This is a genomic window from Nostoc sp., assembly GCF_036916655.1.
In the GTDB taxonomy this organism is placed as follows: Bacteria; Cyanobacteriota; Cyanobacteriia; order Cyanobacteriales; family Nostocaceae; genus Nostoc.
In genome coordinates this window covers 181,581-195,593 of sequence record NZ_JBALFY010000068.1, presented here as the reverse complement: position 1 = coordinate 195,593, position 14,013 = coordinate 181,581, and the positions used below count along the sequence as shown (strand labels likewise).

Here is a 14,013-nt window from a genome sequence, read left to right as displayed (position 1 = left end):
AAGCCCTTAATTCCTTACATTCTCATTACAACTTGGTGCTGGCTGAGAACTGAGTTGAGAAACAGTCACCGATTAGACAAGTTTTAGTTGATTATCGGTTAAGTTCAGGATGACTCTAATATCTAGAGTGCAAGACGTTATGACTAAACAGCTTTGCTATTTAGCGAGTATAAAAACCTGATATACTCACAGCAGTTTCTCGATGAGGAATGATGGCGCGATCGCTCCGAGTAGCCCCAGAGTATATTGAAAAAGTTAAGTCAGCACTTGGGCGTAATGACTATCACAGCCAGCAGTCTTTGGCTGATGACACAGAAATTTCTCTCTCCACAGTCAAAAGCTTTCTCACTGGTAAACCTGTTGACTATCTGAATTTCGTAGAACTTACCAAAAAACTGGGGTTAGACTGGAAAGACATTGCATACAAAAAACCAGAAACTCAACCGCCTAAACCTCAGCCAACTAACGGGGAAGCATCACCCTTCATCACAGGCCCACCCATCACCCAACCACGTTACTTTTTTGGACGCGAAAAAGAATTAAAACGTCTCTTCAACTTACTCAAACGCCATCCCCTGCAAAACGCCGCCATTATCGGCAAAAAGCGTAGCGGTAAAACATCCCTGCTGCACTACTTAAAAAATATCACCACCACCCCAGCAGAACAGCTACGTCCTGACCAAAAATCTGACTGGCTACCGCATCCAGAAAATTACCGTTGGATTTTTGTAGACTTACAAGACGCACGAATGCAAAGCCGAGAAGGACTGCTAAAGTACATCTTAGAATCACTAAAGATGCAAGTGCCGACACCTTGCGATTTAGATCATTTCATGGATGTAGTCAGCGATAATTTGCATTCTCCCACAGTCATCTTATTGGATGAGATTAGTGTTGGGTTGCAACGCTGTCCAGAATTAAATGATGGCTTTTGGGAATGTTTGCGGTCTTTAGCGACTAATCACACAGGGGGGAATCTAGCATTTGTCTTGGCTACCCCCGAATCACCGATTGAAATGGCGCGAAACACAGGACACAGTTCACCCTTTTTCAATATTTTCGGCTACACCGCATATCTAGGTGCATTGACTGAGACACAAGCGCGAGAATTGATAGCAAGTTCGCCCATTCCCTTCACTAATGAAGATGTAGAGTGGATTTTGACACAAAGTTGCTGCTGGCCACTGTTGTTACAAATTCTGTGTAGAGAAAGATTATTTAGCTTAGAAGAAGGGGAGAATGATGATAATTGGTGTGAGGAAGCTTTACGACAAATGAAATCATTTACTCATTTATTAGATTGACAACTAGCGGAGTAACTATGAAAGCACACCGAATTGAAACAAAGTTAACTCAAAACGGAACCTTGATTCTTGAGGATTTACCGTTTAAGGCTGGCGAAGCAGTAGAAATTATTGTTTTAGAACGTTTTCCCCAACCTTCAGAATCTAATCCTTATCCTTTACGGGGAACAGTTATTCACTATGATGATCCCTTTGAGCCTCCTGTACCTATAGAGGATTGGGAAGTCTTGCAATGATAATCTTAGATACTCATATTTGGATTTGGTGGGTAGATAATAGTGAACGACTAAACCAGAGATATCGAGATTGGATTGAAGAATATCAACCTCAAGGACTAGGAGTCAGCATTATTTCTTGTTGGGAAGTCGCCAAACTGGTTGAAAATCGCAAACTTGCTTTTTCAATTTCAGTTGACGAGTGGATAGCAGTAGCTTTAGCTTATCCAGGAGTGCAGCTACTCGAACTGACAATTCCAATTATCGTTGAATCAACCAAACTCACAGGTTTTCACCGAGATCCATCTGACCAAATCATTGTAGCCACTGCCAGAATTAACGGCTGTCCGTTACTAACTGTTGACGCCAAAATTCTGGCATATCCTGGGGTACAAACTCTCAAAAATTGAAAGAAAAGTTAGCGTTGTTGGATTAACCCATGAATTGTTCTTTGCGTTTTTGCGCTTTTACGTGAAGTTCTTTAATATCCTGATTCAGCAAAGCCGAGTATTAGATAGGAGTGCAGAAAAGTTGACCTCACCACAACTACCCCCCAACAGCTACACCAATGCACCCCAGCAACACCGCAACTTAATCCTCGGTAGTCTACAACTGCTTTTCTGGCTTGTTTTCCGTCCTTCAGCTTGGCGTAACCACCTTAAGCGCATTGACGCTGACCTAAAATTGGACTCCTGGCTGATTATCTTGTTGATACGAGGAGGATGGCGAAACCTTGCTCTGTGGCGGCTGTTTTTCCAGGGATACTTCATCTTACCTATCTTGGCTAACGTACTGCTGGGCTTAGTACTATGGGCATTGGGTGAACCAATCGCAAATATAGCTTTTAGGATAGCGTTAGGTGTGGTATTTGGGGTGACGTTAGGTGTGATGTTTGGCGTGACGTTCGGCATAGCGTTCGCCGTGGCGGGAGCGGTGGCATTCGCTGTACCAGGAGCGGTGGCGGGAGTGGTGGCGGGAGGCATGGCGGGAGCCGTCACGGGAGTGGTGGCATTCGCCGTGGCGGGAGCGGTGGCAGGAGCGGTGGCAGGAGCGGTGGCAGGAGCGGTCGAACCGCAAGGACTAGTGCTCGCCGACACGGACAGCATTATAGGAGGCATTATAGGAGGCATTATAGGAGGCATTATAGGAGGCCTGGTGGGAGGCATGGCGTTCGGCGCCGCGGTAAGCATGGTGTTCGGCGCAGTGGTAAGGGTGATGGTGATGTTGTTCGACATGATGTTTATGTTCATTTTGCTTCATAACACGGGAGTAAGGATATTATTGCTAATAACTATTCATTTTTGGCGGCCTGTTCTATCCTTTCCATTTCTCAGCGCCTGGAATTACCTTCTCTATAGATTAGACAAAGAGCGTAATGCTAAAAGTCCTTGTTTATTACGCTTTCACTCCGCCTTCTGGGATGAGTTGCAGTATTTACATCTACCAGCTCTAGACAAGCATCTCCTCTTTGTCATCGAAAATAACCCAGTCGAAGGCAAAGCTGCTCTAGAATATCTCAGTACCAGTCTTCAGTTCTGGGCAGTCCAAGCTGCACAAATTGAGCTGGATGTACGCAGTTTACAAGGCTGTGCTGATGTGGAAGCTATCCGTAAAGCTCATCGCAGTTTAGTAACTGCCTCTATAGAGAGTAAAGTTAGTCCTCTACGACGAATCTTTTTTGGGAATTTCGACGAAAATGTAAACGATACTCTCAATACTGGCGAAGTAGAGAGTGAAGTTAGCCCTCTACTACGAATCTTTAGCCGTATCAGTGAGGATGTAGATGCTGCTCTCAATCAATCAAGTACTTATAACGAGCGCTTACTCCTCAGACATGTTGCAGATGAATTAAATCTACAGTTAGAGAATTTGTATCGTAGTGGTAACAAAAACACAGTCCGTTTCTACCTCATTATCAAAAGTTGGCATGAGATAGTCACTAATTATGTAGAGGAACTGGCTAAAATTACTGAACTACGTCAAGAAATAGACTCTCCTCACATTATCGGCGTACCCCTCACACGGAAGCAAGAAATTTTTACCGGGCGCGATGACATTGGCTTACGCATTGAGCAACTACTTTTAGACCACCGTCGTCCACCTCTGCTACTATACGGTCAGCGACGCATGGGTAAAACTTCCCTCCTCAATAACATAGGAAAGTTACTACCTAGTAACATCATCCCCATGTTTGTAGACTTGCAAGGCGCACCTTCATCAGCTAATGACCATGCAGGTTTTCTCTACAACCTGGCTAGAGATATGGAGAAGTCAGCGAAAAAGCAAGGTGTAACTCTACCATCCCTAACCCGCGAAGTGTTAAAATCTGACCCCTTCACCTATTTCTATGAATGGCTAGATAAAGTAGAACAAGCTCTAGAACAAAATAGCGCCTTACTAGCGCTAGATGAATTCGAGGTGCTAGACAATGCCATCGCCAAAGGTCGCTTTGATGAACAGGATGTTTTAGGAATGCTGCGTCACCTCATCCAACATCGTCCCCGCTTCAAGGTGTTACTGGCTGGATCTCATACTATCGAAGAATATCAGCGCTGGGCTAGTTATCTAATTAATGTCCAAGTTGTGCATATCTCCTACCTCAAAGAAGCGGAAGCACGACAATTAATTGAACGTCCCGTCAAAGATTTTACTCTCCGCTATGAACCCAACGCCGTTGAGCGAGTGCTAGAACTCACCCGTTGTCATCCATTTTTAGTACAACTACTCTGTGCAGAAATTATTGTCCTTAAGAATGAACAAGACCCCTCTATCCGGCGATTGGCAACTTTAGCGGATGTAGAAGCAGCGATACCAGAAGCTTTGCAAAGTGGGGGCTTTTTCTTTGCTGACATTCAAAACAACCAAGTAGACGCTACTGGACAGGCTATTCTACGTTTTATCGCCACTCAAGGGGAAGGGGCTATAGTCAGCCGCCAAACTCTATTGCAACAGTTCCCTCATGCTGATATTACTTTCAACTTGCTGTTGCAACGTGAATTAATTGAGGAAGTTGACGACGGCTATTGCTTCCAAGTGGAGTTGATTCGTCGCTGGTTTATTTGAATCATGTCCGGTAAGTTAAATTATGACAAATACTACTTGTGCTGGCGTAATTGCTCTACTATATATTCTTCCAATTCTTGTTTTTCTCTGTTACTAGCATTTCGTTGATAAGTTCTTCCGGTTTCTTGAATAAACCGACGTTTCTCGCTGGGTGAAGATTTGAGTTTACCTCCAGTTGCTTGCAGCTTTAGCTGTAATTCTTCCCAAGTCTTTTCACCCACACTTTCACCTAGTTTGATCAGTGCCTTTGGTAGTAATATTTTTGCCTCTCTTTGAAAATCTTCTTCTGTCTCAAGGGAAGCTAAATCTATACTGCTAAAGTCGATATCAATTTGAAACTTACTCATAGAATTGTATTTATTCTGTTCAAAATTATTACCACAATTGGGGGAAGATGGTTTTTCAATTTTCAGCTACGATCTGAGGATAGTATGATTGTACTGTTTGAAGCTGATAACTGAGTTGAAAACATCAATTCCAAAAGTTGATTGAATACTTCCGGTAGTATAGCCCTACTTAATCATTCACAACAAGATTCCTGACTTATTAAAAGTAAGTAGGGAATCTGAGCCTTTTGATTTTCACTTATACAATAAGATTGCTATATCTTCAGAAAGAAGACATATCACTAATCTCCGTACAACCAAGTTAGCAATATTAGAAATGCTATGTTAAAGGCAAGGTCATTTGCTCAAACTTTGAGGATAATACTATGACTACAACGCTAAAAGAGGCTAATTCTATTGAGTCATTGCTAGGTAAAGAGGCTGAAGACCTGCTTACCCACAAAGCAAAAGTTTCTCGTGATTTAATACATTTGCCGGGGCCAGACTTTGTAGATCGAATCTGGCTTAACAGCGATCGCAATCCTCAAGTATTGCGTAACATCCATTTACTTTACTCTACTGGTCGTCTGGCAAATACAGGTTATCTCTCGATTTTACCAGTAGACCAAGGGATTGAACACTCAGCCGGCGCGTCTTTTGCGCCCAATCCGATTTACTTCGATCCAGAAAATATTATCAAGCTAGCGATCGCCGCAGATTGTAATGCTGTTGCTACCACTTTGGGAACATTAGGTATAGTTTCGCGCAAGTATGCCCACAAAATTCCCTTTATTGCCAAAATAAATCACAATGAATTGCTGACTTTCCCCAATCAATTTGACCAAGTATTGTTTGCGGATGTGGAACAAGCTTGGAATTTAGGGGCGGCTGCCGTAGGTGCGACAATTTACTTTGGTTCGGAGAATTCTACCAGACAAATTCAGGAAATCAGCAAAGCTTTTAAACGCGCCCATGAACTGGGTTTGGCGACAATTCTCTGGTGTTATCTGCGGAATAATGCTTTTAAACAAGACAAAGATTACCACCTTGCGGCTGACCTCACCGGACAGGCGAATCATTTGGGTGTAACCATTGAAGCCGACATCATCAAACAAAAGTTACCCGAAAATAACAATGGTTACGGTGCAGTTGCTAAAGCTAGTGGTAAGAGTTACGGGAAAACAGATGAGCGCGTTTACACAGAACTGACAACCGATCACCCAATTGATTTAACTCGTTACCAAGTACTGAATTGTTACTCTGGGCGTGTGGGGTTGATTAATTCTGGTGGCGCGACTGGTAAAAATGACTTCGCCGAAGCAGTACGCACCGCCGTGATCAACAAACGCGCTGGTGGTTCAGGATTAATTTCTGGGCGAAAGACCTTCCAACGTCCCTTTGAGGAAGGTGTAAAACTATTTCATACCATTCAGGATGTTTATTTGTCACCGGATGTGACGATAGCTTAGGGACTGGGGACTGGGGACTGGGGAAATAATCAATGCCCCATGCCCAATCCCCATTTTTATCTAACGTTTCTCAATAAAAAATCTGGCTGACCACAACTTGTTTTTGATCGCTTCAATATTTCGGCGCTACAAATACCAGGTTCGCCGTTTTTGGAATAACAAAAGAAGACTTCTTGCAAAAATCTTCCCGAACCAGAACAAAAAGGTGCTACACCATCAGCAGTAATTTGATTATTCGCACTCACAAATGAATTTTTAAAATTTGTAATTGTGGTACGCACGGGTTTATTAGGACGATTATAAGCTGCGGGAATAGCGATCGCATCTTTTAACTTTTTACTCAATCCCAAGTATTCCGCAGGAGTTTTCCCAGAACAAGTACCATGTTTTTCCCATTCATGATCGTAAAGCTTATTACTAGGATACAAATTGGGAAACTGTCGTTTTACTTCCGCCGGTAATTTTTGCGTGGAACAATTAGCTGGGTAGCCAGTTTGGTACTGCGGCCACAAACCATGTAGTACAAAACCAAGTTTCCTTCCAGAACCGCACTGCTGCGGGTCACGTGTGCCATTTGTTGCACAATAATCTGGCGACCAAGAAAGTGTCAGTACATAAAAGTCAAATTTTCCCGGAGTACCGCGATTTTGAGCGATGGCAGCATTCGGTATAAAAAGACTAGTAATTAACAGAGAAGATGCGATGAAAAGTTTCTTAATCTGCATATAAACACTGATTTTATTCTAAAATTAAGTTTATACAAGATACATGGTTAAGAGTCAAGAATTCTTTCCCACTCCCCGATCCCCAGTCTCCAACAAATTCAGAAAAAGCAAATCTTGGTAGGGATTCTGGGATATCCTTAGATCAGTGAAAGATTTGCCAAAAATAGTAAGAATGAAGCTGGCAGCAAGAGTAAGTCAGGTAACACCTTCATTAACCTTAGCGATCGCAGCCAAGGCTAAGGCACTGAAGGCAGAGGGAATAGATGTTTGTAGTTTTAGCGCTGGAGAACCAGATTTTGACACCCCAGCGCATATTAAAGCCGCAGCAGTCAAAGCTTTGGAAGAAGGCAAAACCAAATATGGTGCAGCAGCCGGAGAACCAAAGTTAAGGGAAGCGATCGCCCACAAGCTTAAAATTGATAACGGTCTTGATTACAAGTCTGAGAATGTCATTGTCACCAATGGTGGTAAGCATTCTCTGTACAACTTAATCGTGGCGCTAATCGATCCAGGTGATGAGGTAATTATCCCTGCACCTTACTGGCTAAGTTATCCCGAAATGGTGACTTTGGTCGGTGGTGTTTCAGTAATTGTGCCCACAGATGCCACGACGGGTTATAAAATTACTCCCGAACAACTCCGTAAAGCAATCACGCCGAAAACAAAGTTATTTATCCTCAACTCTCCATCTAATCCCACAGGAATGGTTTACACGCCAGATGAAATCAAAGCACTGGCGCAGGTAATAGTTGATGCAGATATCTTTGTTGTCTCTGATGAGATTTACGAAAAGATTCTCTACGACGGTGCAGAACATATCAGCATCGGTTCTCTTGGGAAGGAAATTTTTGACCGCACTTTGATTAGTAATGGCTTTGCGAAAGCTTATTCTATGACTGGGTGGAGACTTGGTTATTTAGCGGGGCCTGTGGAAATCATTAAAGCAGCCAGTACCATCCAAGGGCATAGTACATCTAACGTGTGTACCTTTGCCCAATATGGTGCGATCGCAGCCCTACAAAGTTCTCAAGATTGTGTCGAAGAAATGCGCCAAGCCTTCGCCAAACGCCGCCAGGTAATGCTAGACGGACTCAACGCCATTCCCGGTTTGAGTACCGCAAAACCAGATGGCGCTTTTTATCTGTTCCCAGATATCAGCAAAACCGGTCTAAAATCTCTAGAATTTTGTGACGCTTTGCTGGGAGAACATCAAGTTGCAGTCATTCCCGGAATTGCCTTTGGCGCTGATGACAACATTCGCCTTTCCTACGCCACAGATTTGGCGACGATTGAAAAGGGCATAGATAGGTTAGAGAAATTTGTCAAATCGCGTATTTAGTTAGTTTTTATTTGTGAGGAGAATTTAGCAACTCTCCAACTTTTTCACTTCACCTTTTCGATTTAGCAATAACAATGCCCTCTTAACATGAGGGCATTTTTGTAGTTGTTAGACTACTCATGAAATTCGAGATAATATAGGATTGCTTCTCTGCATAAGCAACCAATATACGCAGATTTACAGAAAGCAGCTAACCTATTTCAAAAACAAGGGAATATCCCCCACTCCCAATTTTTAAATTATGAGTTTGAGTCTGTGCATGATTGTGAAAAACGAAGCAGCAACACTGCCTAAATGCCTGAACAGTGTCAGAAAAGTAGTGGATGAAATGGTAGTGTTGGATACAGGCTCAATCGATCGCACTCCCTATATTGCTCAACAACTCGGCGCAAAAGTGCATCATTTTAAATGGTGTAATGACTTCAGTGCTGCCCGCAATGAAGCTCTAAAATATGTCAGTGGTGATTGGATTTTAGTATTAGATGCTGATGAAACTCTAACATCAGGAATTGTACCGCAGTTGCAAGAGGCGATCGCTAGCGATGAATATCTGCTAATCAACCTAGTTCGCCAGGAAGTTGGTGCAGAACAATCTCCCTATTCTCTGGTTTCCAGGCTATTCCGCAATCATCCAGATATTCGTTTTGACCGTCCTTACCATGCCTTAGTGGATGATAGCGTGTCAGCAATTTTAACCAAAGAACCCCATTGGCAAGTAGGTTATTTACCAGGAGTGGCACTTTTACACACAGGATATCAAAAAAATGCGATCGCTCAAAATAACAAATATGCTAAAGCCGCAACGGCAATGGAAGGGTTTCTTGCGACTCATCCTGATGACCCCTATGTTTGCAGTAAATTAGGAGCATTGTATGTAGAAACTGGGAAAATTACCCAAGGGATGGATTTACTTCGGCGAGGCATCACTGTTGCTGAAGAAAACTACGATATTTTATATGAACTCCACTATCATTTAGGCATTGCCTACAGCCGATTGCAAAAATTTCCACAAGCTATTTCTCATTATCAAGCTGCCATCAAATTACCAATTTATCCCATGCTCAAATTAGGAGCATACAACAACTTGGGTAACTTACTCAAAGCAGCAGGAGATTTTAACGGTGCGAAAACTGCTTACTCCACAGCTTTGAAAATTGACCCGACTTTTGTTTTTGGGCATTATAATCTGGCGATGACATTTAAAGCTTTGGGTTTATTTATAGATGCGATCGCTTATTATCAAAATGCAATTGCGTTAAATCCAAACTATGCTGAAGCCTATCAAAATTTAGGAGTAGTATTGCTGAAAGTTGGCAATCATCAAGATAGTTTAACAGCTTTTAGAAAAGCGATCGCTCTTCATGAAAGGTATAATCCTGAAGAAGCTAAAAGGCTGCGCCAAGGGCTACAGGAGATGGAATTGATGTAAGTGGGTATTGCAGAGAATTACTATACTCAAATTTTTAATCAGCCTTAGAATCAATTTTTGCCTTGGTTGTCGTTTCCGCGTTTTTGATCATTCATTTCTTACCACTATGACCGAAAACGACTCATGATACAAGCCCCTAAATTTATTTATGGCGATCATTAATTTTGAATTTTGAATTCGGAGCAAAGCGACGTGACTTCAGATACCAAAGCAATTTTTGATACCCTGGCAGACCCAGCTATCGACTGGAATCGTCTGCTGACCGAAATCCTGGCTGCTTTCGATTGTTCTACAGGTACTATCCATACCCTAGATCGAGATAGCCAGTTATTGCACTTAAAGGCTTACCAAGGCATTCCAGAATTTCTGTTGCCTAAAATGACGGTAATTCCCATTGGTAAAGGAATGGCCGGTGTCGCTGCCGAACGTAAGCGACCTGTGCAGATTTGCAACTTGCAAACCGATGAATCGGGTGTGGCTAGACCCTCGGCAAAGGAAACCAAGGTGGAAGGTTCTATCACCGTGCCGCTAATGCTGAATGGCCAATTGTATGGTACTTTGGGTATTGCCAAGCCAATTTCCTACGAATTTACTCCAGAAGAAGAAGAGATACTGATGGAGATTGGAGATGCCATTAGCCGAAAAATCGTCAGTTAACAGAAATAGCTAAAAGGATGCCTAAAGCTAAACTTTGTTCTGTGTGAAAGAAAAGTGATCGCTATCCCCAAAAAAAACTTAACATTAACCTTAGAAGTGTTAATTTTTCATAAGATAAACTCATGGGTTACTACATCGCTCCTCGCTTTTTGGACAAACTTGCTGTCCATATCACTAAAAACTTTTTGAAGCTTCCTGGCGTGCGAGTACCCTTGATTTTGGGAATTCATGGACGCAAAGGCGAGGGCAAAACATTTCAATGTGAGTTAGTCTTTGAAAAAATGGGTATTGAGGTGACTCTAGTATCTGGCGGCGAATTAGAAAGTCCAGATGCAGGAGATCCAGCGCGGTTGATTCGGCTGCGCTATCGCGAAACAGCAGAACTCATTAAAGTACGCGGCAAAATGTGTGTACTGATGATTAACGATTTAGATGCTGGCGCTGGACGCTTTGATGAAGGCACTCAATATACTGTAAATACCCAGTTGGTAAATGCCACACTGATGAATATTGCTGATAATCCTACAGATGTGCAGTTGCCGGGAAGCTATGATTCCACGCCTTTAAATCGTGTGCCGATTATCGTCACAGGTAATGATTTTTCTACCCTCTATGCACCGTTAATTCGGGACGGACGGATGGATAAATTCTACTGGGAACCAGATAGAGATGACAAAGTGGGAATTGTCAAAGGAATTTTTGAACCCGATGGACTGTCACCACGGGAAGTTGAACAGCTAGTTGATACTTTTATCAATCAATCCATTGACTTTTTTAGCGCTTTGCGATCGCGGATTTATGACGAACAAATCCGCAACTATATCCATAAGATCGGTTTTGAGCAGGTATCTTTGAATGTGGTTAACAGCGTTGAAGGGCCACCAGAATTTAAAAAGCCCAATTTCACCCTGTCTCACTTAATCGAGTCTGGTAACTTGATGGTTGGCGAACACAAACGGGTAGAAAATTCCCAATTGGTTGATGAGTACAACCGACTAAATCGAGGCAGAAATTCTTATCAATCTGCACCACCTGCTGCTGTCACACCAACTAGTCAGCCATCAAATGGTGCAACCCCAGAAGTAAAAACTAATGGATTCCAGCAAAAAGAACAAGCATCAAGTCCACATTTGACTCTAGAGACACAAGAACAGATTCGGCAATTATTATCTCAAGGTTACAAAATTAGTATTGAACACGTTGATGAACGCCGTTTTCGCACAGGTTCTTGGCAAAGTTGTGTTAATAGCCACATTGATGCCGAGTCTGATGCAATCTCTAATTTGGAATCAACTCTCACAGAATATAGCGGTGAGTATGTACGTTTAGTAGGTATCGATCCAAAAGCCAAGCGGCGGGTAGTGGAGACGATTATTCAGCGTCCCAATGGGAAAAATTAATGAAGAGTGCTGAGTAACAATAACACTCAGTACTCAGCACTGAGTATGGTAAAATCTCTTTTTCTCTCCGCGCTCTCTGCGTCTCTGTGGTTAAACAGTAATTAATTCAACCTTATGAGACACAGAGAACACAGTGTTACAACTTTGTCCCACACTCAGCACAGAAGTTATGAGTAGGAGCATTTTTAGCATTGCAGTGACTACAATACACTGGCTCTGATGCAGCTTTCGGCGCTTGCTTCTGCAAGCCGACCATTTGAGCATTGCTCTTGCCAGGGACTACCATTGGATAGCAGTTTTCGTCTCTGGTGACGTGGACATTGACAATCACGGGGCCTTTGTGTGCTAGCATTTCGGCGATCGCATCTTTTAATTGACTGCGATCGCTAATTACCATCCCTTTAATCCCGTAGGCTTTTGCCAATAACTCTACGTCTGGCATCCCTACTTCCATGTTGGAGCATGAGTAACGCTCACCATAGAAGGCTTGCTGCCACTGGCGTACCATCCCTTGCCAACCGTTATTGATAATTATCGTCTTGACATTTATTCCATACTGTGCAAGCGTTCCTAGTTCCTGTAAACACATTTGGAAACTAGCATCACCACTGATACAGATGACTTCTTCATCAGGAAATGCCACTTTTGCACCCATCGCCGCAGGCAAGCCAAAACCCATAGTTCCCAAACCGGCGCTAGAAATCCAGCGTCTTGGGCCATTCTTCAGGAATTGTGCTGCCCACATTTGATGTTGTCCGACATCTGTGGTGTAGAAAGCTTGAGGTGCTTGGTTGCTGACTTCTACAATCACTTCTTGGGGTGAAATGCTGTCATGATGGTGCGGCACGATGAGAGGATATTCTTCGCGCCAGCGATTAACTAGATTTAGCCATTCTTGGTTTTGATTTGGTGTAGCCTTGACGCCTGCTTCTTTGCATCGACGCAATAAGTCTATTAACACGTTTCGCACATCGCCGACGATGGGCACTTCGGGAATGCGGTTTTTGCCGACTTCTGCCGGGTCGATATCAATGTGAATTACTTTAGCGCGGGAGGCGAATTCGTCTAATTTGCCTGTAACGCGATCGTCAAATCTAGCGCCAACGCAAATTAGCAAGTCACAATCACTCACCGCGAAGTTAGCGTAAGCAGTGCCGTGCATCCCCAACATTCCCAAAGCCAGGGGATGATGTTCGTCAAATGCACCGATCCCCATTAAGGTTGTGGTGACAGGGATATCGAATAATTCAGCTAGTTGTTTGATTTCTTCATGGGCACCAGCTGCGATCGCACCACCACCGACATACAATAACGGCCGGCGACTTTCGGTAATCAACTGGATGGCGGCATTAATCTGCCGAGGATTTCCCTTGACAGTGGGACGATAACCGCGTAATTTCACTGAACCTGGTTTTACAGGTACATAGTCAAATTCTTCTAAAGCTACATCTTTGGGAACATCTATCAAAACTGGCCCCGGACGCCCAGTACTAGCGATGTGGAAAGCTTCGGCGACAATTCGCGCCATGTCTTTAGGATCGCGCACTACATAAGAGTGTTTGACGATTGGTAGAGTAATTCCGTAAATATCGGTTTCTTGAAACGCATCTGTACCAATCGACGGACGTGCTACCTGTCCTGTAACCACAATCATTGGAATTGAATCCATGTAGGCGGTGGCGATGCCTGTCACCAAGTTAGTTGCTCCTGGCCCAGAAGTACCAAAGCAGACTCCGACTTTTCCTGTGGCACGGGCGTAACCATCAGCAGCGTGGGCTGCACCTTGTTCGTGTCTCACGAGAATGTGCTTAATAGCACCAGTTGCTTCCACCTTATACAGGTCGTCATAAATTGGTAAAATTGCTCCACCGGGATAACCAAAAATATAATCAACGCCGTGGCGGTGAAGGCTGTCAAGTAGAGCAAAACCGCCAGATGCACGTTTGGGCACGACTGGCAGACTAGAATTACGGGACTGTTTTTGATTCTCGGTTTGTGGGAGACTAATTTGGGAAAGCGATGGCACGGTCAAACCTCAGACTATAGCTAAAGTTAATGCTGAATTCTGTAGTTAAGATTTCATTTT

General features: G+C 43.3%; 12 protein-coding genes. 9 read left to right on the top strand and 3 right to left on the bottom strand.

The window, feature by feature from the left end; all coding sequences use genetic code 11:
* Window positions 1-209 precede the first annotated feature (209 nt).
* From V7L31_RS19090 to V7L31_RS19075, 4 genes are all read left to right on the top strand, one after another.
* Window positions 210-1,304, top strand: coding sequence for an ATP-binding protein (locus V7L31_RS19090; RefSeq protein WP_334697690.1), 1,095 nt, complete (start codon window positions 210-212; stop codon window positions 1,302-1,304).
* A 17-nt stretch (window positions 1,305-1,321) separates the two neighbouring features.
* Window positions 1,322-1,540: a hypothetical protein gene (locus V7L31_RS19085; RefSeq protein WP_334697689.1), complete on the top strand. Its 219-nt coding sequence runs from the start codon at window positions 1,322-1,324 to the stop codon at window positions 1,538-1,540.
* Entirely contained in the window at window positions 1,537-1,929 is a 393-nt protein-coding gene (locus V7L31_RS19080; RefSeq protein ID WP_334697688.1) for a type II toxin-antitoxin system VapC family toxin, read from the top strand. Before V7L31_RS19085 ends, V7L31_RS19080 begins: the two co-directional genes overlap by 4 nt.
* Before the next feature lie 61 nt (window positions 1,930-1,990).
* Window positions 1,991-4,582, top strand: a complete 2,592-nt coding sequence (locus tag V7L31_RS19075) for an AAA family ATPase (RefSeq protein ID WP_334697687.1) — start codon at window positions 1,991-1,993, stop codon at window positions 4,580-4,582.
* Between the two features lie 32 nt (window positions 4,583-4,614).
* Here the strand turns inward: V7L31_RS19075 and V7L31_RS19070 are convergent, their stop codons facing one another.
* Complete coding sequence (locus V7L31_RS19070; protein ID WP_334697686.1) at window positions 4,615-4,929, bottom strand: hypothetical protein; 315 nt, start codon at window positions 4,927-4,929, stop codon at window positions 4,615-4,617.
* Window positions 4,930-5,294: 365 nt separating this feature from the next.
* On the opposite strand from V7L31_RS19070, the gene V7L31_RS19065 reads away from it, so the two are divergent.
* On the top strand, window positions 5,295-6,377 hold the full coding sequence (locus V7L31_RS19065) for a class I fructose-bisphosphate aldolase (RefSeq protein ID WP_334697685.1): 1,083 nt from the start codon (window positions 5,295-5,297) through the stop codon (window positions 6,375-6,377).
* A gap of 56 nt (window positions 6,378-6,433) precedes the next feature.
* Here the strand turns inward: V7L31_RS19065 and V7L31_RS19060 are convergent, their stop codons facing one another.
* Window positions 6,434-7,102, bottom strand: a complete 669-nt coding sequence (locus V7L31_RS19060; RefSeq protein WP_334697684.1) for a ribonuclease T2 family protein — start codon at window positions 7,100-7,102, stop codon at window positions 6,434-6,436.
* 172 nt (window positions 7,103-7,274) lie between these two features.
* Here V7L31_RS19060 and V7L31_RS19055 point away from each other — a divergent pair, with 172 nt between their 5' ends.
* From V7L31_RS19055 to V7L31_RS19040, 4 genes are all read left to right on the top strand, one after another.
* Window positions 7,275-8,441: a pyridoxal phosphate-dependent aminotransferase gene (locus V7L31_RS19055; RefSeq protein WP_334697683.1), complete on the top strand. Its 1,167-nt coding sequence runs from the start codon at window positions 7,275-7,277 to the stop codon at window positions 8,439-8,441.
* Between the two features lie 241 nt (window positions 8,442-8,682).
* A complete protein-coding gene (locus V7L31_RS19050) occupies window positions 8,683-9,870 on the top strand; it encodes a tetratricopeptide repeat protein (protein WP_334697682.1) in 1,188 nt (395 codons plus the stop codon).
* A gap of 192 nt (window positions 9,871-10,062) precedes the next feature.
* On the top strand, window positions 10,063-10,527 hold the full coding sequence (locus V7L31_RS19045) for a GAF domain-containing protein (protein WP_334697681.1): 465 nt from the start codon (window positions 10,063-10,065) through the stop codon (window positions 10,525-10,527).
* Between the two features lie 122 nt (window positions 10,528-10,649).
* Window positions 10,650-11,927, top strand: a complete 1,278-nt coding sequence (locus V7L31_RS19040) for a ribulose bisphosphate carboxylase small subunit (protein ID WP_334697680.1) — start codon at window positions 10,650-10,652, stop codon at window positions 11,925-11,927.
* A 136-nt stretch (window positions 11,928-12,063) separates the two neighbouring features.
* Here V7L31_RS19040 and ilvB read toward each other — a convergent pair whose 3' ends face one another.
* Window positions 12,064-13,959: a biosynthetic-type acetolactate synthase large subunit gene (gene ilvB, locus V7L31_RS19035; RefSeq protein ID WP_442944451.1), complete on the bottom strand. Its 1,896-nt coding sequence runs from the start codon at window positions 13,957-13,959 to the stop codon at window positions 12,064-12,066.
* Window positions 13,960-14,013: the final 54 nt, after the last annotated feature.

What these genes read in the sequence shown, in the direction of transcription:
- V7L31_RS19090 (WP_334697690.1), top strand. Translation starts at nt 210, where the DNA reads ATGATGGCGCGATCGCTCCGAGTAGCCCCAGAGTATATTGAAAAAGTT.
- V7L31_RS19085 (WP_334697689.1), top strand. Translation starts at nt 1,322, where the DNA reads ATGAAAGCACACCGAATTGAAACAAAGTTAACTCAAAACGGAACCTTG.
- V7L31_RS19080 (WP_334697688.1), top strand. Translation starts at nt 1,537, where the DNA reads ATGATAATCTTAGATACTCATATTTGGATTTGGTGGGTAGATAATAGT.
- V7L31_RS19070 (WP_334697686.1), bottom strand. Translation starts at nt 4,929, where the DNA reads ATGAGTAAGTTTCAAATTGATATCGACTTTAGCAGTATAGATTTAGCT.
- V7L31_RS19065 (WP_334697685.1), top strand. Translation starts at nt 5,295, where the DNA reads ATGACTACAACGCTAAAAGAGGCTAATTCTATTGAGTCATTGCTAGGT.
- V7L31_RS19060 (WP_334697684.1), bottom strand. Translation starts at nt 7,102, where the DNA reads ATGCAGATTAAGAAACTTTTCATCGCATCTTCTCTGTTAATTACTAGT.
- V7L31_RS19055 (WP_334697683.1), top strand. Translation starts at nt 7,275, where the DNA reads ATGAAGCTGGCAGCAAGAGTAAGTCAGGTAACACCTTCATTAACCTTA.
- V7L31_RS19050 (WP_334697682.1), top strand. Translation starts at nt 8,683, where the DNA reads ATGAGTTTGAGTCTGTGCATGATTGTGAAAAACGAAGCAGCAACACTG.
- V7L31_RS19040 (WP_334697680.1), top strand. Translation starts at nt 10,650, where the DNA reads ATGGGTTACTACATCGCTCCTCGCTTTTTGGACAAACTTGCTGTCCAT.